The organism is Roseateles sp. P5_E8 (genome assembly GCF_054177665.1).
Genome location: NZ_JBGCUM010000037.1, coordinates 35254 through 54967, shown reverse-complemented (window position 1 = coordinate 54967; position 19714 = coordinate 35254). Strand labels below are relative to the sequence as shown.

14 protein-coding genes are annotated in these 19714 nt (G+C 69.0%); 7 read left to right on the top strand and 7 right to left on the bottom strand.

Annotated elements, in window-relative coordinates; genetic code table 11:
• The 3 genes from ACXRVZ_RS19345 to ACXRVZ_RS19335 all read left to right on the top strand — a co-directional run.
• Nucleotides 1–623 (top strand): TolC family protein (locus ACXRVZ_RS19345; RefSeq protein ID WP_458232710.1); only part of this gene is annotated, 623 nt, incomplete at its 5' end.
• Nucleotides 624–626: 3 nt separating this feature from the next.
• Nucleotides 627–2123, top strand: coding sequence for an efflux RND transporter periplasmic adaptor subunit (locus tag ACXRVZ_RS19340; RefSeq protein ID WP_458232709.1), 1497 nt, complete (start codon nt 627–629; stop codon nt 2121–2123).
• A 2-nt stretch (nt 2124–2125) separates the two neighbouring features.
• Complete coding sequence (locus ACXRVZ_RS19335) at nt 2126–5221, top strand: efflux RND transporter permease subunit (protein ID WP_457422033.1); 3096 nt, start codon at nt 2126–2128, stop codon at nt 5219–5221.
• Between the two features lie 4 nt (nt 5222–5225).
• On the opposite strand, the gene ACXRVZ_RS19330 is transcribed toward ACXRVZ_RS19335, so the two are convergent.
• Together ACXRVZ_RS19330 and ACXRVZ_RS19325 are read right to left on the bottom strand one after the other, a co-directional pair.
• Nucleotides 5226–5747 carry a hypothetical protein gene (locus tag ACXRVZ_RS19330; protein ID WP_457422031.1) on the bottom strand — a complete coding sequence of 174 codons (522 nt, stop codon included), beginning with the start codon at nt 5745–5747 and terminating at the stop codon, nt 5226–5228.
• A gap of 103 nt (nt 5748–5850) precedes the next feature.
• Nucleotides 5851–7638: a DUF885 domain-containing protein gene (locus ACXRVZ_RS19325; RefSeq protein ID WP_457422029.1), complete on the bottom strand. Its 1788-nt coding sequence runs from the start codon at nt 7636–7638 to the stop codon at nt 5851–5853.
• Nucleotides 7639–7756: 118 nt separating this feature from the next.
• Here ACXRVZ_RS19325 and mfd point away from each other — a divergent pair, with 118 nt between their 5' ends.
• The 4 genes from mfd to ACXRVZ_RS19305 all read left to right on the top strand — a co-directional run bounded on the left by mfd (nt 7757) and on the right by ACXRVZ_RS19305 (nt 13305).
• A complete protein-coding gene (gene mfd / locus ACXRVZ_RS19320) occupies nt 7757–11215 on the top strand; it encodes a transcription-repair coupling factor (RefSeq protein WP_458232708.1) in 3459 nt (1152 codons plus the stop codon).
• A 65-nt stretch (nt 11216–11280) separates the two neighbouring features.
• The gene (locus tag ACXRVZ_RS19315) at nt 11281–11832 is read left to right on the top strand and encodes a PEP-CTERM sorting domain-containing protein (protein WP_457422025.1); all 552 of its coding nucleotides are present in this window, start codon (nt 11281–11283) and stop codon (nt 11830–11832) included.
• Between the two features lie 49 nt (nt 11833–11881).
• Nucleotides 11882–12586: a phosphoserine phosphatase SerB gene (gene serB, locus ACXRVZ_RS19310; protein ID WP_457422023.1), complete on the top strand. Its 705-nt coding sequence runs from the start codon at nt 11882–11884 to the stop codon at nt 12584–12586.
• A gap of 2 nt (nt 12587–12588) precedes the next feature.
• Nucleotides 12589–13305, top strand: coding sequence for a substrate-binding periplasmic protein (locus tag ACXRVZ_RS19305; protein ID WP_457422021.1), 717 nt, complete (start codon nt 12589–12591; stop codon nt 13303–13305).
• 68 nt (nt 13306–13373) lie between these two features.
• On the opposite strand, the gene ACXRVZ_RS19300 is transcribed toward ACXRVZ_RS19305, so the two are convergent.
• From ACXRVZ_RS19300 to ACXRVZ_RS19280, 5 genes are all read right to left on the bottom strand, one after another.
• Entirely contained in the window at nt 13374–14192 is an 819-nt protein-coding gene (locus tag ACXRVZ_RS19300; protein WP_457422019.1) for a PEP-CTERM sorting domain-containing protein, read from the bottom strand.
• Nucleotides 14193–14220: 28 nt separating this feature from the next.
• Nucleotides 14221–14979 carry a PEP-CTERM sorting domain-containing protein gene (locus tag ACXRVZ_RS19295; RefSeq protein WP_457422017.1) on the bottom strand — a complete coding sequence of 253 codons (759 nt, stop codon included), beginning with the start codon at nt 14977–14979 and terminating at the stop codon, nt 14221–14223.
• Nucleotides 14980–14993: 14 nt separating this feature from the next.
• Nucleotides 14994–17381 (bottom strand): pectate lyase family protein, encoded by a 2388-nt coding sequence (locus tag ACXRVZ_RS19290; protein WP_457422015.1) that lies wholly within the window; start codon nt 17379–17381, stop codon nt 14994–14996.
• Nucleotides 17382–17786: 405 nt separating this feature from the next.
• Nucleotides 17787–18005, bottom strand: coding sequence for an RNA-binding S4 domain-containing protein (locus ACXRVZ_RS19285; RefSeq protein ID WP_457422013.1), 219 nt, complete (start codon nt 18003–18005; stop codon nt 17787–17789).
• Nucleotides 17998–19710, bottom strand: coding sequence for a thiamine pyrophosphate-binding protein (locus ACXRVZ_RS19280; RefSeq protein WP_458232707.1), 1713 nt, complete (start codon nt 19708–19710; stop codon nt 17998–18000). The genes ACXRVZ_RS19285 and ACXRVZ_RS19280 overlap by 8 nt, the downstream gene beginning before the upstream one ends.
• Between the last annotated feature and the right edge of the window lie 4 nt (nt 19711–19714).

The window sequence follows — 19714 nt, the reverse complement described above, 5'->3', positions numbered from 1 at the left end:
GCCAGGGCCCGCAGGCCGCGGCGCAGGCCGATGGCGACACCGCCGCCCTGCCCGGCCYGCCCGATGAACAGCGCTTGGCCGAAGCGATGGCCGACGCACCCGCACTGCGCCTGGCGCGGCTGGACATCACGCGCCGCCAAGCCCTGCTCGACATCGAACGCGCCCGCCGCGTGCCCGACGTGACCGTGACGCTGGGCGCCAAACGCGACGCCGAGCTGGGCCGCACGCAGGCCGTCGTCGGCTTCTCGCTGCCGCTGCCCATCCACGACCGCAACCAGGGCGGACTGCTGGAAGCCCTGCGCCGCGAGGACCAGGCACGCGAGGCACTGACCGCCGCCACGCTGAAGCTGCAGACCGACGTGGCCCAGGCCGCCGCACGCCTGCGCCTGGGCCGCGAGCAGGCGCAGTTGCTGCGCGACGAGGTGCTGCCGACGGCGCAGACCGCCTATGACGCGGCGCTCAAGGGCTACCAGCTGGGCAAGTTCGCCTTCCTGGACGTGCTGGACGCCCAGCGAACGCTTTTTGCACTGCGCCGCCAGCAACTGCAGGCCAGCGCCGAGACCCACCGCGCCGCCGCCGAGCTGGACCGCCTGCTTGGCCGCATCACACAAATCGAGGACTGAGCGATGAACAAGAAAAACACCCTGGCCATCGCCGCCGTGCTGGCCGTGGGCCTGCTGCTGGGCGTGGCCATCCTGCGCCACGACAAGCCCCATGCCCACGACGACGAACACGGCCACGCCGGCGAGAAAACCCACGCCGCCGAGCCGGCTGCCGCGGCGAGCAAAGGCCCGCATGGTGGCCGCCTCTTCAGCGAGGAGGGCTTAGTCCTGGAGCTGACGATCTTCGAGACCGGCGTCGAGCCGGAGTTCCGCATCTACCTTTACCGCGACGGCAAACCACTGGCGCCGACGCAGGCAGAGGCGACCGTGACGCTGCAGCGCCTGGGCCGCGCGCCTGAGACCTTCCGCTTCCAGGCTGAAGGGGCCTACCTGAAGGGCGCGGGCGTCGTCGAGGAGCCGCACTCCTTCGCCGCCACCATCACCGCCAAGCTGGGCGGCAAAGCCCACGAGTTCCGCTTCGAGCAGGTCGAGGACCGCGTGACAGTCACCGACGAGCAGTTGCGCCACAACGGCATRGCTCTGGCCACGGCAGGGCCGGCGCGCATCGCCGCCACACTGCAGCTGCTGGGCGAGGTGAAGCTGAACCAGGACCGCGCCGTCGTCGTCACGCCGCGCCTGGCCGGGCTCGTCGAGGCCGTGCGCGTGAATGCCGGCGACCGCGTGCAACGCGGCCAGGTGCTGGCCGTCATCTCAAGCCCGGCGCTGGCCGACCAGCGCAGCGAGCTGCTGGCGGCAGCCAAGCGCCTGGCGCTGGCGCGCACGACGCACGAGCGCGAGAAGAAGCTGTGGGAAGACAAGATCTCCGCTGAACAGGACTACCTGGCCGCGCGCCAGGCCATGCATGAGGCCGAGATCGCCGTCGAGGCCGCGCGGCAGAAGCTGGCGGCACTGGGCGCCTCGGCCGGTGACTCGCAGGGGCTCACACGACACGAGATCCGCGCGCCGATAGCCGGCGTCATCGTCGACAAGAAGATCAGCGTCGGCGAGGCGCTGAAGGAGGACGCGCCCATCTTCCAGCTCGCCGACCTGTCCAGCGTCTGGGTAGAGCTGACCGTGCCAGCCAAGGACCTGAACCAGCTGCAGGAAGGCATGGCGGCGCAGGTCAAGGCGACGGCCTTCGAGGCGCAGGGCGAGGCCCGGCTGAGCTATGTGGGCGCGCTGGTCGGCGAGCAGAGCCGCAGCGCGACGGCGCGCCTGGTGCTGGCCAACCCCAAGGGCCTGTGGCGGCCGGGGCTGCCGGTCACCGTGGACTTGAGCGCCAACGCGGCCGACGTGGCCGTGGCCGTCGAGGCCGAGGCGGTGCAGACACTGCGCGGTGCCACCGTCGTTTTCGGCCGTTATGGCCAGCAGTTCGAAGCCCGGCCGCTGACGCTGGGGCGCAGCGACGGYCGCAACGTCGAAGTGCTCAAGGGGCTGGACGCCGGTGAGCGCTATGCGGCGAAGAACAGCTTCCTGGTGAAAGCCGACATCGGCAAGGCCGGCGCGGAACACGAGCACTGACCATGTTTGAAACACTCATCCGATTCGCCATCGCCCAGCGCTGGCTGGTGCTGCTGGCCGTGGCGGGCATGGCGGCGCTGGGCGTGTTCAGCTACCAGCGCCTGCCCATAGACGCCGTGCCCGACATCACCAATGTGCAGGTGCAGATCAACACCGAGGCGCCGGGCTATTCGCCGCTGGAAGCCGAGCAGCGCGTCAGCTTCGCCATCGAGACGGCCATGGCCGGCCTGCCCCGCCTGGAGCAGACGCGTTCGCTGTCGCGCTACGGCCTATCCCAGGTCACCGTCGTGTTCAAGGAGGGCACCGACATCTACTTCGCGCGCCAGCTCGTCAATGAGCGCATGCAGCAGGCACGTGCCAGCCTGCCGGCCGGCCTGTCGCCCGCGCTCGGGCCCATCGCGACGGGGCTGGGCGAGATCTATATGTGGACCGTGGAGACCAGGCCCGGCGCGCTGAAGGCCGACGGCACGCCCTACACGCCGATGGACCTGCGCGAGATCCAGGACTGGGTCGTCAAGCCGCAGCTGCGCACGGTTCCCGGGGTGACCGAGATCAACAGCATCGGCGGCTATGCCAAGGAATACCAGGTGGCGCCGTGGCCCGACAAGCTGGTGGCGCACGGCATCACCCTGCCTGAGCTGGTGCAGGCGCTGGAGCGCAACAACGCCAATGTCGGCGCGGGCTATATCGAACGGCGCGGCGAGCAGGTGCTGATCCGCGCGCCCGGCCAGGTGGCGGGTGTGGAGGACATTGCCAACATCGTCATCCGTGGATCGGTGCGTGTGCGCGATGTGGCGGACGTCGGCATAGGGCACGAATTGCGCAGCGGCGCCGCGACCGACAACGGCCACGAGGTCGTGCTGGGCACGGTCTTCATGTTGATGGGCGAGAACAGCCGGCAGGTGTCGCTCGCAGTGGACGAGCGCCTGGAGGAGATCAACCGCAGCCTGCCGGCCGGCGTCATTGCGCAGACGGTCTACGACCGCACGACGCTGATCGACAAGGCCATCGCCACCGTGCGGACCAATCTGCTGGAAGGTGCCCTGCTCGTCGTCGCCGTGCTGTTCGCCTTCCTGGGCAATCTGCGCGCGGCCGTCATCACGGCGGCGGTGATCCCGCTGGCCATGCTGTTCACCTTCAGCGGCATGGTGGCCAACAAGGTCAGCGCCAACCTGATGAGCCTGGGGGCGCTGGACTTCGGCATCATCATCGACGGCGCCGTCGTCATCGTCGAGAACTGCGTGCGGCGGCTGTCGCATGCCCAGGCCGCAGCGGGCCGGGCGCTGAGCCGTGATGAACGCTTCGCCGAAGTCTTCGCCGCCGCCCGCGAGGCGCGCCGGCCGCTGCTGTTCGGCCAGCTCATCATCATGGTGGTCTATCTGCCCATCTTTGCGCTCAGCGGCGTGGAGGGAAAGATGTTCCACCCGATGGCCTTCACCGTCGTGGCGGCGCTGCTGGGGGCGATGCTGCTGTCGGTGAGCTTCATCCCCGCCGCCGTGGCGCTGTGGATAGGCGACAAGGTGGGCGAGAAGGACAACCGCCTGATGGCCTGGGCCCGGCGCGGCTATGCGCCGCTGCTGGGCTGGACGCTGGCCCACCCGCCGCTGGTGCTGACGATTGCCGGCGTGGCCGTGGCCTTGAGCGCGCTGCTGGCCACGCGCATGGGCAGCGAGTTCATCCCCAGCCTGGACGAAGGCGACCTTGCCGTGCATGCGCTGCGCATCCCCGGCACCAGCCTGACCCAGGCCGTGGAGATGCAGCGCGAGCTGGAGCGCACGCTGCTGCAGGCGCCCGAGGTGGCGCGCGTGTTCTCCAAGCTCGGCACGGCCGAGATCGCCAGCGATCCGATGCCCCCCAGCGTGGCCGACACCTTCGTCATGCTGAAGCCGCGCAGTGAGTGGCCCGACCCCAGGCGTAGCACGGCGGCCCTGGTCGAAGACCTGCAGAAGCTGGCCGCCCGCCTGCCCGGCAACAACTACGAGTTCACGCAGCCCATACAGATGCGCTTCAACGAGCTGATCTCGGGCGTGCGCAGCGACGTGGCGGTGAAGGTGTTCGGCGACGACATGGTCGTCATGGAGGGTACGGCCGAGGAGATTGCGAAGCTGCTGCAGGGCGTGCCGGGCGCGGCCGATGTGAAGGTCGAGCAGACCACCGGCCTGCCCATGCTGACGCTGCAGATCGACCGCGCCAAACTCGCGCGCCTGGGCCTGACCGTGGCCGACGTGCAGCAGACGGCGGCAGCGGCCATCGGCGGCCAGGAGGCCGGCGTGCTGTTCCAGGGCGACCGGCGCTTTGACATCCAGGTGCGGCTGCCGGACAACGTGCGCAGCGACGTCGACGCGCTGAAGCGCCTACCGCTCAAGTTGCCGAACGGTGCGCATGTGCAGCTCGGCGAGGTGGCCAGTTTCGACGAGGCGCCGGGGCCTAACCAGGTCAGCCGCGAGAACGGCAAGCGCCGTGTCGTCGTCACGGCCAATGTGCGTGGCCGAGATATCGGCTCCTTCGTGACCGAGGCGCAGGCCAGCCTGCAAGCCAAGGTGAAGATCCCGAGCGGCTACTGGACAAGCTGGGGCGGCAGCTTCGAGCAGCTGCAATCGGCCACGGCGCGGCTCAAGGTCGTCGTGCCGGTGGCGCTCGGCTTGGTCTTCGCGCTGCTGTTCGCGATGTTCGGCAATGTGCGCGACGGCCTGCTGGTGTTCACCGGCGTGCCCTTTGCGCTGACGGGCGGCATCGCGGCGCTGTGGCTGCGCGACATCCCGCTGTCCATCTCGGCCGGCGTGGGCTTCATCGCGCTGTCGGGCGTGGCGGTGCTGAACGGGCTGGTGATGCTGAGCTTCATCCGCGGGCTGCGCGACGACGGCCTGGCGCTCGATCAGGCCGTTCGCGAGGGCGCGCTGGCCCGGCTGCGGCCGGTGCTGATGACCGCCCTGGTCGCGTCGCTGGGCTTCGTGCCCATGGCCCTGGCCACCGGCACCGGCGCCGAGGTGCAGCGGCCGCTGGCCACCGTGGTCATCGGCGGCATCCTGTCGTCCACCGCGCTGACACTGCTGGTGCTGCCGCTGCTGTACCGCTGGGCGCACGGCCGGCGGGCCTAGGTGTTCACCGACCGAGCTGCAAGCGGACCATCTCGAAGCGTGTGCCGTCGCCCTCCGGGTGCACGTGGACGATGCGCATGTGCCTGGGTTGGCCCACGCGGTACTCGAAGTGGCCGGGCTGGATGGCCTTCTCATCGCAGCTCAGCCGCTCGGGTTCATCCTTGACCTGCTTGATGCGAGACGACGGCAGCCGGCAGTCCAGCACCTCGCCCTGGCGGGCCATGGCCCTGGCGTAGAAGGCGGCGACTTGCTCGGGCTTGTCGCTGCTCTTGAACTTGAGCGCGTCGACACGCATGCCGATGCTGCCCATCCAGGCACCGAAGCTGCCGCCCGATTGGTCTTCCTCGCCGTTGGCGCCCCGCTCCACGGCCAGCGTCGCGCCCGGGTAGGCCGGCAGGCCGACGTCCTGCACGCGCGTCCGCGCATGTGCTTCGAGACTGAAGCCCTTGTCGGACTGCGCGGTCGCGGTGCTCGCGGCGGCGGCGGTCATCAGCAAAGTCAGCAGGGCGTGGGTGCGGCGGGTCATCTCGGCTCCTCATGGTTGGCGTCGGGCCGCAGACTAGCCGCCACCCCACCCCGCCCGCGCCGCCGGTGCGACGCAATGCAGCCCCGGGGGGCTGAACTGCAGATCAGCGGGCGGACTGAGCCTTTGTCCACTCCAGCACCAGCTCGCGCAGCACCGGCAGCGGCACCTGCCCCGCCGTCAGCAAGACGCGGTGGAAGCCCTTGATGTCGAACTTGGCGCCCAGTGCCTTTTCAGCCTCGGCGCGCAGCCGGGTGATCTCCAGCTGGCCGATCTTGTAGCCCAGCGCCTGGCCGGGCCAGACGATGTAGCGCTCCACCTCCGACACCACGTCGCTCTCGGCCATGGACGAGTTGTCCAGCATGTACTGGATCGCGCGTTCACGGCTCCAACCCTTGTGGTGCAGGCCGGTGTCTACCACCAGGCGCATGGCACGCAACTGCTCGTCCGAGAGGCGGCCATACCACTGGTAGGGGTCGGTGAAGAGGCCCAGCTCCTTGCCCAGGCTCTCGGCGTACAGCGCCCAGCCCTCGACATAGGCCGTGTAGTGGCTGCCGAAGCGGCGGAAGGCCGGCAGCGCCTGGTCTTCCTGCGCGATGGCGATCTGGAAATGGTGGCCGGGCGAGGCCTCGTGCAGGGACAACGTCTCCATGCCGAACGCGGGCTGGGCCTTCAGGTTGAAGGTGTTGACGTAAAAGACGCCGGGGCGCGAGCCGTCGGCTGCGGGCTCCTGGTAGGAGGCGCCGGCGGCGCTCTCGGCGCGGAAGGCCTCGACCTCGCGGACTTCGTAGTCGGCCTTGGGCGCGATGTCGAAGAGCTTGGGTGTCAGGCCGTTGATCTTCTTCTGAAGGTCGCGGTAGCCGGCCAGCAGGTCTTCGGGCTTGCTGAAGTAGTACTTCGGGTCGTCGTTGAGGTGCTTGAAAAAGGCCTTCAGGTCGCCCTGGAAGCCGACCTGGCGGCGTACGCCGTCCATCTCGCCGAGGATGCGGGCCACTTCCTTCAGGCCGATGGCATGGATCTCGTCGGGCGACAGCGCCAGCGTCGTCGACTGGCGCACGCGGTAGGCATACCAGGCCTTGCCGTTGGGCAGGGCCGACCAGGCCGTGCTGGCGCGTGCCTTGGGTGCGTACTCGTCGCGCACGAAGGCCAGCAGCCGGGCGTAGGCGGGCAGCACCTGGGTGGACAGCAGTTGGCGCATTGCGGCCGTGATGCGCTCGCGGTCGGCGGCCGGCACGGTGTCGGGGAAGCTGTTGATCGGGCCCCAGAACAGGCTCTTCTCGGGGTCGGCCACGGCCAGCGCCGTCAGCTGCGGCAGCACCTTCTCCATGACGGCGCGGGGTTGGGTCACGCCCGCCTTCAGGCCCTGGCGCATGTTGGCGATGGCGCCGTCGAAGGTGGGCACGGCCAGGGCCAGGCGCTTGAGCCAGTCGTCGAAGTCCTTGGTCGTCTTGAACGGCTGGATGGACTGGCCGGTGCCCATCTGCGCCAGGAAGTTGGGCAGGCCGCCAATCTGGCTGATGGGCTGCATCCACTCCGGGAAGCGCTCAGCCGCAAGATCCTGCTCCAGGTCGAGCTTGAGGATGCTGTAGGAGACGCGGTCCTTGGCATCCAGCTTGGCCTTGTTGAAGCCGGCAAGGCCTTTCAGCCGCTGGCGCAGCTCGCGCCGGGCCTCGGCACGGTAGGAGGCGGTCGTCTCGTCGACGAGGCGGTCGTTGTAGCGCGGGTCACCCAGGGACGTGGCCAGCACGGGCTGGCGCTGCAGCGTCAGCTCCCACTGGGCGGCCAGCCACTCGTGGAAGCGTTCGCTCTCGGTGGGGGCGCCGAAGGCGGGTAGTGTCGAAAAGGCAAGGGACAGTGAGGTCGCAAGCAGGCTGATGGCGTGGCGGCGGCGCATGGAATCTCCGGTGGGAAGTGTTGTCATGCTGCCATGCCCCTGTCACCCGTCCAAAAGGCAGGGGTCCCTAAAATCTCGCCAAGCCCCGCTTCGGGGCTGCTGTCGTTTGTAGGCCCCCATGACGTTGCCCTCGCTGCCGGCCATTCAGCCCGGCAAGAAGTTCACCCACCCCCGCCCCGTCGGCTCGGCCGACGCCCTGCTGCTCGCGCGTTTCGTGCAGCAGCAGCGCGATGCCGGCCGCATGGCCGCCATCTTCACCGCCGAGCCGGSCGACACGCAGCGSCTSGAGGACGAGCTGRMGKTGTTCGCGCCTGAGCTCAAGGTGGCCGTGTTCCCSGACTGGGAGACSCTGCCCTACGACASCTTCWSSCCSCACCAGGACCTGATCTCCGAGCGGCTGGCCACGCTGTGGGAGCTGCTGCAGTCGCGCAAGACCAAGAGCATCGACGTCGTGCTGATGCCGGCGTCCACCGCGCTGACGCGCCTGGCCCCGCCCAGCTTCCTGGCCGGCACGACCTTCAACTTCAAGCAGAAGCAGCGGCTGGACGAAGCCTCGCTGCGCTCGCAGCTGACGCTGGCCGGCTACACCAACGTCAGCCAGGTCGTGCAGCCGGGCGAGTACGCCGTGCGCGGCGGCCTCATCGACCTCTTCCCCATGGGCTCGGCCGTGCCCTACCGCGTCGACCTGTTCGGCGACGAGGTGGACTCCATCCGCACCTTCGACCCCGACAGCCAGCGCAGCCTCTACCCGGTCCCCAGCGTGCGCCTGTTGCCCGGCCGCGAGTTCCCGATGGACGACGCGGCGCGCAAGAAGTTCCGCGAGCGCTGGCGCGAGAAGATGGACGGCGACCCGACCAAGGCGCGCATCTACCGCGACATCGGCGAAGGCGTCGCCTCGGGCGGCATCGAGTACTACCTGCCGATCTTCTTCGAGCAGACGGCCTCCGTCTTCGACTACCTCGGCGACACGGCCGGCCTGGCCCTGCACGGCGAGGTCGATGAGGCCATCCAGCGCTTCTGGGTCGACACCAAGGAACGCCACCGCTTTTTGCAGCACGACCCCGAGCGGCCCATCCTCGCCCCGGCCGAGCTCTTCCTGACGATCGAGGACTTCTTCGGCCTGACCAAGCCGCATGCGGTGCTGTCGGTGCGCGGCACGGAGCCGGTGGACTTTGCCCGGCCGCTGCCGGACATCAGCGTCGAGCGCGGCGTGCAGGAGCCGCTGGCGCGGCTGGAAGCCCACCTCAAGGCCACGCCCCACCGTGTGCTGCTGCTGGCCGAGAGCGAAGGCCGGCGCGAAAGCCTGTTGGAGCAGTTGCGCGACCACAAGATCGAGCCGCCCTCGGTGAAGGACCTGGCCGAGTTCCTCGCCAGCGACGAGAAATACGCCATCACCGCCGCGCCGCTGGCGTCGGGCTTCTTCTGGGTGGACGGTGAACGGCCGGTCCAGCTCTTCACCGAGACCGAACTCTTCGCGACGACGCCAACGACACGCCGCCGCAGAAAGCAGGAGCAGGTCAGCGACGTCAATGCGCTGATCAAGGACCTGTCCGAGCTGAAGGTGGGCGACCCGGTGGTGCACATCAACCATGGCATTGGCCGCTACCAGGGGCTCGTCAACATCGACCTGGGCGACGGGCAGAAGAGCGAGTTCCTGCACCTGGAATACGCCGACAAGGCGACGCTCTACGTGCCGGTCGCGCAGCTGCATCTGATCGGCCGCTACACCGGCGTCAGCGCCGAGGAAGCGCCGCTGCACCGCCTGGGCTCCGGCCAGTGGGAAAAGGCCAAGCGCAAGGCCGCCGAGCAGGTGCGCGACACGGCCGCCGAACTGCTCAACCTCTACGCCCGCCGCGCTGCCCGCGAGGGCCATGCCTTCCGCTACTCGGGCCATGACTACGAAGCCTTCGCCGCGAGCTTCGGCTTCGAGGAAACGCCCGACCAGCGCGCCGCCATCCACGCGGTCATCCAGGACATGATTTCGCCAAAACCCATGGACCGCCTGGTCTGCGGCGACGTGGGCTTCGGCAAGACCGAGGTGGCGCTGCGCGCGGCCTTCGTCGCTGTCATGGGCGGCAAGCAGGTCGCCATCCTGGCGCCGACGACGCTGCTGGCCGAGCAGCATTACCAGAACATCGCCGACCGCTTCGGCGCCTGGCCGGTGAAGGTGGCGGAGATGAGCCGCTTCCGCTCGGCCAAGGAGATCAAGGCGGCGATGGAAGGCCTGGCCGACGGCACCATCGACATCGTCATCGGCACGCACAAGCTGCTGTCGCCCGAGGTCAAGTTCAACCGCCTGGGCCTGCTCGTCATCGACGAGGAACATCGCTTCGGCGTGCGCCACAAGGAGGCGATGAAGGCCATGCGTGCCGAGGTCGACGTACTGACGCTCACCGCGACACCGATTCCAAGAACGCTGGGCATGGCGCTGGAAGGCCTGCGCGACCTGTCGGTCATCGCCACCGCGCCGCAGCGCCGCCTGGCCATCAAGACCTTCGTGCGCGCCGAAAGCAGCGGCACCATCCGCGAGGCCGTGCTGCGCGAGCTGAAGCGTGGCGGCCAGGTCTACTTCCTGCACAACGAGGTCGAGACCATCGAGAACCGGCGCCAGAAGCTCGAAGAGCTGGTGCCCGAGGCGCGCATCGTCATCGCCCACGGCCAGATGCCCGAGCGCGAGCTGGAGCGCGTCATGCGCGAGTTCGTTGCCGGCAAGCACAACCTGCTGCTGTGCTCCACCATCATCGAGACCGGCATCGACGTGCCGGCCGCCAACACCATCATCATTGCCCGCGCCGACAAGTTCGGCCTGGCCCAGCTGCACCAGCTGCGCGGCCGCGTCGGCCGGTCTCACCACCAGGCCTATGCCTACCTGATGGTGCCGGACCTCCAAGGCCTCACCAAGCAGGCCATGCAGCGGCTGGATGCCATCCAGGCCATGGAGGAACTCGGCTCGGGCTTCTACCTGGCGATGCACGACCTGGAGATCCGCGGCGCCGGCGAGGTGCTGGGCGACAACCAGAGCGGCAACATGATGGAGGTGGGCTTCCAGCTCTACAACGACATGCTCAACGAGGCCGTGCGCTCGCTGAAGGCCGGCAAGGAGCCCGACCTGTTGTCGCCGTTCGCGGCCACCACCGAGATCAACCTGCACGCCCCCGCGCTGCTGCCCGACGCCTATTGCGGCGACGTGCAGGTGCGCCTGAGCCTCTACAAGCGCCTGGCCACGGCCGAGAAGAACGAGCAGATCGACTCCATGCTCGAAGAGATCACCGACCGCTTCGGCAAGCTGCCCACACAGGGCCAGACGCTGTTCGACACCCACCGCCTGCGCGTGCTGGCCAAGCCCTACGGCGTCAGCAAGATCGACGCGGCGCCGACGCTGATCAACATCAACTTCCGTCCCAACCCGCCCATCGACCCGATGCGCGTCATCGAGCTGGTGCAGAAGAATCGCAACATCAAGCTGGTGGGCAACGAGAAGCTGCGCGTGGAAAAGCAGCTCAGCAGCCCGCAGGACCGGGCGCAGGCGGTGCGGGAGGTGCTGAGGCTGCTGGGGCAACCGCTCAAGACGAGCTAGGGGCTGCGCGCGGCGGGCGCCGTGCCTAGACTGCGCCCCTTCCCTGTGCCGCCCGGAGAACCGCGATGAAGAAGCTTGCCCTTGCTGCCGCTGCCCTGCTGCCCGCCCTGGCCAGCGCCGCCGGCCTCACCGGCACGACCGTGGTGCTGGACTACACCTACGACAGCGGCACGCAAGTCTTCCAGACGCAGGACAGCGTCGTCGTCGCGGCCGGCACCGAGCTGAGCTGCCCGGGCAGCGCCAACGTCTGCCAGATCCTGTCGGTGCCCACGCAGACTCTGGACTTCGGCGACAGCAGCATCCGCTACGACTACGTCGGCCTGAACGGCAACACCGCCAGCTTCAGCGACGTGCCCGTCAACCGCTTCGCGTTCAGCTCGCTGTTCGGCAGCGGCACGGTCATCACCGGCGTGCAGCTCAGCACCGATATCGCCGGCCTCGACAGCTCCCGCCTCAGTTTCACGGCGCACGGCCTGACGCTGGACGTGCGCAACCTGCCGCTGGGCAGCCAGTCCTTCTTCCAGCTCAACCTGCAGACCGCGCCCGTACCCGAGCCAGCCAGCGCCGCATTGCTGCTGGGCGGCCTCGCGCTGCTGATGACACGGCGTCGCCGTTGAACGCACCCGGGATAATCCGGGCCTTCGCTGGCCCTGATCTCCCGACCCCGTGACCACCTCCGCCCCTGAAGGCCTCGTCCTGCGCGACGGCCCGGCCCTGCCGCCGCTCTCCCACTTCAAGCTCGCCGCCTTCGACATGGACTCGACGCTGATCAGCATCGAGTGCATCGACGAGATCGCCGCACTGGCCGGCAAAGGCGACGAGGTGGCGGCCATCACCGAGGCGGCCATGCGCGGCGAGATCACGGACTTCAGGGACAGCCTGCGCCGGCGTCTCGCCATCCTCGCGGGCGTGCCCGCCAGCGTGCTGGACCGCGTGCTGGCCGAGCGCCTGACCTTCAACCCCGGCGCGCGCGAGCTGTGTGCGGCGTTGAAGGCGGCGGGCCTCAAGCTCGTGCTCGTGTCAGGCGGCTTCACCTTCTTCACACGCTACGTGGCGGCTGAGCTGGGCATGGACTTCGTGCGCAGCAACGAGCTGGAGATCGAGGGCGGCGCCCTCACCGGCCGCGTCGTCATGCAGGACTGGGGCGACATCTGCGACGGCGAGCAGAAGCGGCTGATGCTGCTGAGCTGCTGCGAAGCCATCGGCTGCCGCCCCGATCAGGCGATTGCCGTCGGCGACGGCGCCAACGACCTGCCCATGATGGGCGCGGCCGGCCTGTCGGTGGCCTACCGCGCCAAGCCCAAGGTGCGCGAGCAGGCGCGCGTGGCGATCAACGCGGGTGGGCTGGAGCGCTTGCTCGACCTGCTCTGACCATGAAAGTCGCGGCGCTGCTACTGGCCTGCGCCCTGCCCTGGCAGGCGTGGTCGGCAGAGCCGCCGCTGCGCTTCATCGCGCCGCTCAACCATGCGATGCCGTTCGGCGGGTTCGAGAAGGACAAGCTGACCACCGGCATCGTCAAGGACCTCAGCGACGCCATCGCCGAACGGCTGGGCCGGCGCGCCGAGTACATCTCCGTGCCGCCCCGTCGGGTGGCGCAGGTGCTGGCCGCCGGTGAGGCGGACGGTGTCTGCTATGTGGCCCGGGACTGGATAGACGGCCGCTTCCACTGGAGCCCGCCGGTGCTGGAGCACCAGGGCGTGGTGGCCGCCCGGCCGCAGGCGCCGCCGGTGACCAGCCTGCAGGACCTGGCCGGGCAGCCGCTGGGCACGGTGCACGCCTACCGCTACCCTCAGTTCGAGAAGGCGCTGGGCAAGAAGTTCGTGCGCGACGACGCGCCCACCATGTTGATCAACCTGCGCAAGCTGGCCGCCAACCGCACCAACTACGCGCTGACCGAGCAGATCACGCTGGAGTTCCACAACAAGCTGCGGCCGCAAGACGGTTTGAAGGCCGCCTTCGCGACCATCCGCTACCGCACGCACTGCGTGTTCACGCTGGCGCACCCGCTGCCGCTGGAGCGGCTGGACCAGGCGGTCAGTGACATGGTGCGTGACGGCAGCGTGGAGCGCATCCTGGCGCGCTACCGCTGACCATTGCGCGGTCGACCCGCCGTCACTGAGCTGGATGCGTCAGTGTGGCGAGTCGACTCTCTGCCGCATCAGACGCGCATGCGGCGACTTGCGATACCAGCCACGACTGCCAGGCCGGCCAGCATCAACGCGTAGCTTTCAGGCTCCGGCACGGCCGTTACGGCCAGCACGTCGGACACGATGGGCGTCGTGTTCGAGGCCTGCACCGTCGTCCAGTTCGTGCCCACGGCCAGCGCTGCCTTCAGCTGGGCGACGGACGCGTAGGGCGTGTCGCTGGTCGTCACCTGGGCCGTGAACTGCGTGTAGCGCGTGGCGTTCGCGCCCTCCTTGTACTCACGCAGCTGGATGCCCGACAGGCCGGTGGCGGCCGTCGGGTTGTCGGAGTTGGCGTAGGTGCCGCGGTTGGAGATGGCACCGAGGAACTTGATGGCGGCGGGCTGGTAGTTGGTGGTGTACGACGCGGCCTGGAAGGCGTAGAGGATGTCGCCGCCGCTGGAGATGTTGGACGCGCCGCCGTTCAGGTTGGTGACCGTGCCATTGGCGGTGCCGCCGGCCGCGCCGGACTTGGCCGCGTACTGGCCGTTGGTGCCCGTGCCCAGCAGCGCGACAGAGGTGCCGGCCGTCACGGCGGTGCTGGCCGTCCAGGACCAGAAGGTCTCGGCCGTCGTCGAGAACACGCCGTTGGACGTCGGCGTCGCCAGCACATTGGTGTCGGTGAAGTAGATCGTCGTGCCTGCGGCGATGTCGACGAAGCTGACGAAGGACCAGCCGCCGACGGTGGTGTTGCCGTTCACGCCGGTGAAGGCGAAGTCGGTGTTGGTCAGCGAGGTGGCCTGGGCGGCGAAGGTGGCTGCGGCCAGGGCGGAAAGGGTCAGGATGCGCTTCATGGTTTGTCTCCGTTGGGTTGTGATGGGATCAGCGGGCACGGCGGCGGCGCGCGACGACGCCCAGGGCCAGCAGGCCGGGCAGCATCAGCAGGGCTGAGGCGGGCTCGGGCACGGGCGCGGTGGCGAGCACCAGGTTGTCGAGCGACACGCCGTAGTAGCTGTCGCGGTTGGTCAGCGTGAAGCCGGCGATGTCCATCGCGCCGCCGTCGCGGGCGAAGGCGAAGCGACCATCGCTGCGTCCGCTCAGGTCGACGGCCTCGATGAGGCTGCCGTCGGTGCGGTAGAGGCTGAGCGTGACCGCGCCGCCGTCGACGTCGCGCAGCTGGAAGCCGAGTGCGGACACCGGCGAGGCGAAGCGGGCCGAGATGGCGCCGAAGCCATCGGCGTCTCCCACCAGCGGGCCGACGCCGAACAAGGCCGCGCCGTCGGCGTCGTTGTACTGATAGGCACCGAGGTTGGCACCGGCAGCGCCAGCCAGCAGCGTGAGGCCCGCCGTGGGCGTGCCGAAGCTCAGGTCGTCGAACCAGTCCTGGGCCACTTCGCCCGGCCGAGGCGCCTTGGCCACGGCCAGTTCCTGGCCGGCAAAGCGCTCGCCAAACTGCACGCCGCCGCTGCTCAGCAGGCCGTCGATGTAGACGGCGTCGAAAGGGCCCGCCGTCAGCGCGGTGAAGGTGATGGCCGGGCCACTCAGCGTGGCGTAGCCGACCTCGTGGGTGGCTGCGGCCTGGGCTTGGCCGGCGATCAGGCCGAACATCAGCGCGGCCAGGGGACGGTAGTTGTACTTCATGGTTTTCTCCTTGTTTACTGGCCGCCGACGACGGTGACGTTGTCAAAGTCGGCTGTGACCACCGCGCTATTGCTGCCCGACGACAGGGCAAGGCCGACGTAGAGCGTCGGGACGCTGGTGATCAGGTTGGCGGGCGTCTTCTCGGACCATGTGAGGCCGTCAGTCGACGCCGCCTGATAGACCGAAGTGCCCACCCGTCGCACGCGCACCCAGACCGGCACGCTCGAAGTACCGAAGCCGTCGATGCTGGACTTGTTGTTGCCGTTGATCGCCGCCTTGATCGCGCCCATGTTCGCGCCGGCGTTCGTCGAGTAGCGCGCGGTCCAGGCATAGGCCGGGGTGCCACTCAACCCTTCGATCGCGACGATGCCGGCACGTCCCGAGTCGGCATTGCCGCCCTGGCTGACGATGCGGGCCGTGAACGTGAAGTCGCCGGTCAGCGCCCTGTACTTGAAGTTGAAGGCGTAGGGGGCCCCGGTGTTGATGACGCCGGCACCCGACAGCGTGTAGGTGCCGGTAGCCTGCACATAAGTGGCCGCCGGAGCCGCCACGGTCACCGCAGGGCTCAACACCAGCTCGTTGCCGCCGTTTGCAGCGCAAGGCAGCGTCGGCGTGCAGGCCGTGCCCGGAATCACCGGGGCCGGATTCGGACCCGGGGCGGGGCTGGGCGGAGGGGGTGTGGGAGTCGGGCTGGGCGCGGGCGTAGGAGTCGGTGCCGGTGTCGGCGCCGGGCTGGGTGCAGGTGCACTGGGCAACGGCGCCGGCAGCGGGCCGCTCACGGCAAACAGGCCGACGCGGCCGGCACCGGCCGAGGCCTGCACGGCGCCGCGCGTGGCATCCGCCGTGCGCAGCGTGTAGGCATAGGGCGGCACCCAGTTCTGCGCGACCGGCACGCCCTCGCAACCCTGCAGCTCGATGTCGATGACGCCCGTCATCGGCTTGCCCAGGTCGTCCTTGTCGCTGATGAAGCGATGGCCGCTGCTGCGCATCGAGATCGCGTCGTTGCCACCGGCCAGCTTGCCGCAGACCTCCTTGGGCTTGAGGCCGGTGAACTCGTAGAAATTGTTCTCATTGATGACGTCGGACTGGTAGCGCGCGTCCAGGCCGGAGGCGAACTTCAGGTCGACGTCGTTGGTCGTCGTGCTGCCGCTGATGAGGTTGTTGTACATGTGCAGCAGGCCGAAGCGCACCAGCGGCAGGCGGCTGTAGGGGTGGTCCCACCAGTTGCCGGTCATGGTCACGTGCAGGCGGCCGGCGTCGCTCCAGGCGCGGCCGGAGTCGCCATTGCCCACCAGCGTCGTCTTGTGGTGCTTGGTGAAGATGCTGTTGGACACCGTCACGTAGTCGCTGCCGCGGATGATGTCGAGGGCGCCGTCATGGCGCGTGTCGCTGGCCAGCGAGTCGGGCGTGTCGCCGTCGCTGATGGTCACGTGGTCGACCCAGATCTGCTGGGCGCGCGTGATGGCGATGCCGTCCATGTAGGCATTGCCGCTGTCCTCGGGGTTCACGTCCCAGGGCGTGTCCAGCGCGAGGTTGCGCAGGATGATGTTGCGCGTCCAGGTCGGGAACAGTTCCGGGTCCTTGCCGGCGGCGACCCAGGCCTTGAAGTCGGCCTCCGAACCGGCGGCGGTCGTGGCAGCCTCGATGCCGATCAGGATCTGCGTGCCGGTGATGCGCGCCGGGCGGCCGTTGCTGTCGTTGATGCCCACCAGCGTCGTGTTGGACGGGATGGAGAAGCTGCCGCCGTTCTTCTGGTCCAGGAAGCCCGTGTACTCCTCGAACACGGTGTTGCCATCGCGCCAGCGGAAGTCGATGTGACCGACGATGCGGATGATCTTGGGCTCGTTCTTGGCCTCGCGCAGAGCGGCCAGCAGCTGCTCCTTGTTGAAGACCGTGTAGACGCGGTTGGCGGCGGCCGACGAGCCGCCGGTGACCAGCACCTTGCCCTTGCGCGACTGGCCGTGCCAGCCGATGTCGGGCGCGGTCTCGCGCTCGAAGCCCAGCACGCCGTTGGTCGGGTCGACGGTGGCGAACTGCCAGGCCGGCAGTCGCGGCGCTGCGCGGAAGTTGCTCGGGTTGTGCAGGCCGCTGATCGTGGCCGGCGCGGCGTAGGTGCGGGTGCCGATGTCAAACAGCAGCGGCGCGGTCGTATCGGTCAGGCTCTTGGCGTCGATGACTGGCGCGGGCGGCGGCGTCACCGGGCGCGGGTCGCGCACGGCCAGCGCCTTGGCGGTGGCGGCTTCCGTCGTGGCCGTGGTGGTGTCCAGGCGGCCAGCCGACGGCTGTGCGCTGGACTGGGGGGACGCGAAGGTCGCCGGGGTCTCCTGGCCGCCGCCGCAGGCCAACAGGCCGAGCGAGATGGACGAAGCCAGCAGGCCCCGCTTGGGCATGCTTGAAATCATGGGTACGTCTCCTGAGCGCGCTCGTGCGGCGCGCAAATCGTTGTGCATGACCGCGCCCGGCCGCGTGGCGCGACAGGCAGGCACAGGCCCACCCGGCACCCGGCCCGTCAGGGGTCAGGCGCGCAAGCGCACAGCGGTCAGGAAGCGGGGAATCGGCAGCAGGCCGAGGGGGGCTTGTCGCCCGCGCGGCACCGGCTCGCGAAGGCGTCAATCAGGGGAGCGGGCACAGCAGGCGCACCGCACTGCATTGGCTGTCGAGACCCCGGAAGCCCGGCGGCTTCCAGAAATGAACTCGGTTCAGCAAAACAGTTGGAACAGTGTTTCGTTTTCGTATCCCTAGGTCAACGCCGGGCTATCCCTGAAAGCATTGATCTAAGGGGCCGGGGCAACCCTTGGGCAGCGTTGTCAATCAGCCGCGGCCAGCACGCGGATCTCTTGACCGTCGAAAAACACGACCTGGCCGGCACGCATCTTGGCCGTCTTGCGCAGCTCGACCTGGCCGTCCACCTTGACCTCACCGGCCGCGATCAGCACCCGCGCACGGCCGCCACTCTCGACCAGGCCCGTGGCCTTGAGCAGCTTGTCGAGCTCGATGTAGTCGCCGCGGAGTTGGAGTTCAAGCATGGTGATTCTTCTGGGCTGATTCGCGGATGGCGGTCAGCGTTGAGCGGGAGGTGGAGACGTCGCTGGACAGGCGCAGGTGGATCAGTGCGGGTTTGCCCGCAGCGATTGCCGCGTCCAGCGCGGGGCCGACCTGCTCGGTGCTCTCGGCTTTGAACGCAGCAAAGCCGTAAGCCTCGGCGAGCTGGGCGAAATCGGGGTTGAAGAGGTCGCTACCCGACACGCGGCCCGGGTATTCGCGCTCCTGGTGCATGCGGATGGTGCCGTAGGTGCCGTTGTCGACGACGACGACGAGCAGCTTCTTCGCGCCATAGCCGGTGGCCGTGGCCAACTCCTGGCCGGTCATCAGGAAGTCGCCATCGCCAGCGATGTTGACGACCCAGCGGTCCTGCAACAGCGCCGCCGCGACGGCCGCCGGCACGCCATAACCCATCGCGCCGGAGGTAGGCGCCAGCTGCGTCTTGCCGAAGCGATGCAGCGCCGTGTAGCGGTGGAAGCGGTGCAGCCAGCCGCTGTAGTTGCCGGCGCCGTTGGTGAAGATGGTGCCTTCGGGCAGCTTGGCGTCGATGAGGTGGATGACCTCGGCCATGTCCAGCGGCGCGACCGGCGTGGGCTGGAGGTTGGCCTCGTAGTCGGCGTGGGCGGCGGTGGTCCAGTCGCGCCAGGCGATGTCGGCGGGCGGTGCCAGTGCGGCCAGGGCCGGCGCGGCCTGACTCATGCTCGCGTTGATCAGCAGCTCGGCCGTGTAGACCCGGCCCAGTTCCTCGGCCCCGGCGTGGATGTGGATGAGCGCTTGAGCGGGGCGCGGCGCCTGCAGCAAGGTGTAGCCGCCGGTCGTCATCTCGCCCAGGCGTGGGCCGATGGCGAGGATGAGGTCGGCGTCCTTGACCCGGGCGGCCAGCTTCGGATTGATGCCGATGCCGACGTCGCCGGCGTAGTTGGGGTGGGCGTTGTCGAACAGGTCCTGGAAGCGGAAGGCGCAGCCGACGGGCAGCTGCCAGGCTTCGGCAAAGGCCTGCAGCGCCGTCGTGGCCTCGGGCGTCCAGCCGCCACCGCCAGCGATGACCAGCGGCTTCTTCGCCGCCGCCAGCCGCTCGCGCAGCTCGGCCAGCGCGGCCGGCGGGGGTGCGGCTTCTGCCGGGCGCGCGGGCGCGACAACAGGCGCCGTGATGGCCTTCGTCAGCATGTCCTCGGGCAGCACCAGCACGACCGGGCCGGGCCGGCCCTGCATCGCGGTGTGGAAGGCGCGGGCGACGTACTCCGGTAGGCGCTCGGCGTCATGCACCTCGCCCACCCACTTCGCCATGCCCAGCGTGCCGGGGCCGAACATCTGGCGGTAGTCAACTTCCTGGAAGGCCTCGCGGTCACGCTGGTCGCTGGCGACCTGGCCGATGAAGAGGATCATCGGCGTGCTGTCCTGGAAGGCCGTGTGCAGGCCGATACTGGCGTTCGTAGCACCCGGGCCGCGCGTCACGAAGCAGATGCCCGGCCGGCCGGTCAGCTTGCCTTGCGCCTCGGCCATGAAGGCGGCGCCGCCTTCCTGGCGACAGGCGATGAAGCGGATCTTGTCCGCGTACTCGTGGAAGCCGTCGAGGACGGCAAGAAAGGATTCGCCAGGCACGCCGAATGCGGTGTCGACGCCCTGGGCAATCAGCGCCTCGACCAGCTTGTGGCCGGCGAGGCGTGGGGGGTTAGCTTGTCTAGTCATGTTG

What these genes read in the sequence shown, in the direction of transcription:
- ACXRVZ_RS19330 (WP_457422031.1), bottom strand. Translation starts at nt 5,747, where the DNA reads ATGACCCGCCGCACCCACGCCCTGCTGACTTTGCTGATGACCGCCGCC.
- ACXRVZ_RS19325 (WP_457422029.1), bottom strand. Translation starts at nt 7,638, where the DNA reads ATGCGCCGCCGCCACGCCATCAGCCTGCTTGCGACCTCACTGTCCCTT.
- ACXRVZ_RS19300 (WP_457422019.1), bottom strand. Translation starts at nt 14,192, where the DNA reads ATGAAGCGCATCCTGACCCTTTCCGCCCTGGCCGCAGCCACCTTCGCC.
- ACXRVZ_RS19305 (WP_457422021.1), top strand. Translation starts at nt 12,589, where the DNA reads ATGAAAGTCGCGGCGCTGCTACTGGCCTGCGCCCTGCCCTGGCAGGCG.
- ACXRVZ_RS19315 (WP_457422025.1), top strand. Translation starts at nt 11,281, where the DNA reads ATGAAGAAGCTTGCCCTTGCTGCCGCTGCCCTGCTGCCCGCCCTGGCC.
- ACXRVZ_RS19285 (WP_457422013.1), bottom strand. Translation starts at nt 18,005, where the DNA reads ATGCTTGAACTCCAACTCCGCGGCGACTACATCGAGCTCGACAAGCTG.
- ACXRVZ_RS19295 (WP_457422017.1), bottom strand. Translation starts at nt 14,979, where the DNA reads ATGAAGTACAACTACCGTCCCCTGGCCGCGCTGATGTTCGGCCTGATC.
- ACXRVZ_RS19280 (WP_458232707.1), bottom strand. Translation starts at nt 19,710, where the DNA reads ATGACTAGACAAGCTAACCCCCCACGCCTCGCCGGCCACAAGCTGGTC.
- ACXRVZ_RS19335 (WP_457422033.1), top strand. Translation starts at nt 2,126, where the DNA reads ATGTTTGAAACACTCATCCGATTCGCCATCGCCCAGCGCTGGCTGGTG.
- ACXRVZ_RS19290 (WP_457422015.1), bottom strand. Translation starts at nt 17,381, where the DNA reads ATGATTTCAAGCATGCCCAAGCGGGGCCTGCTGGCTTCGTCCATCTCG.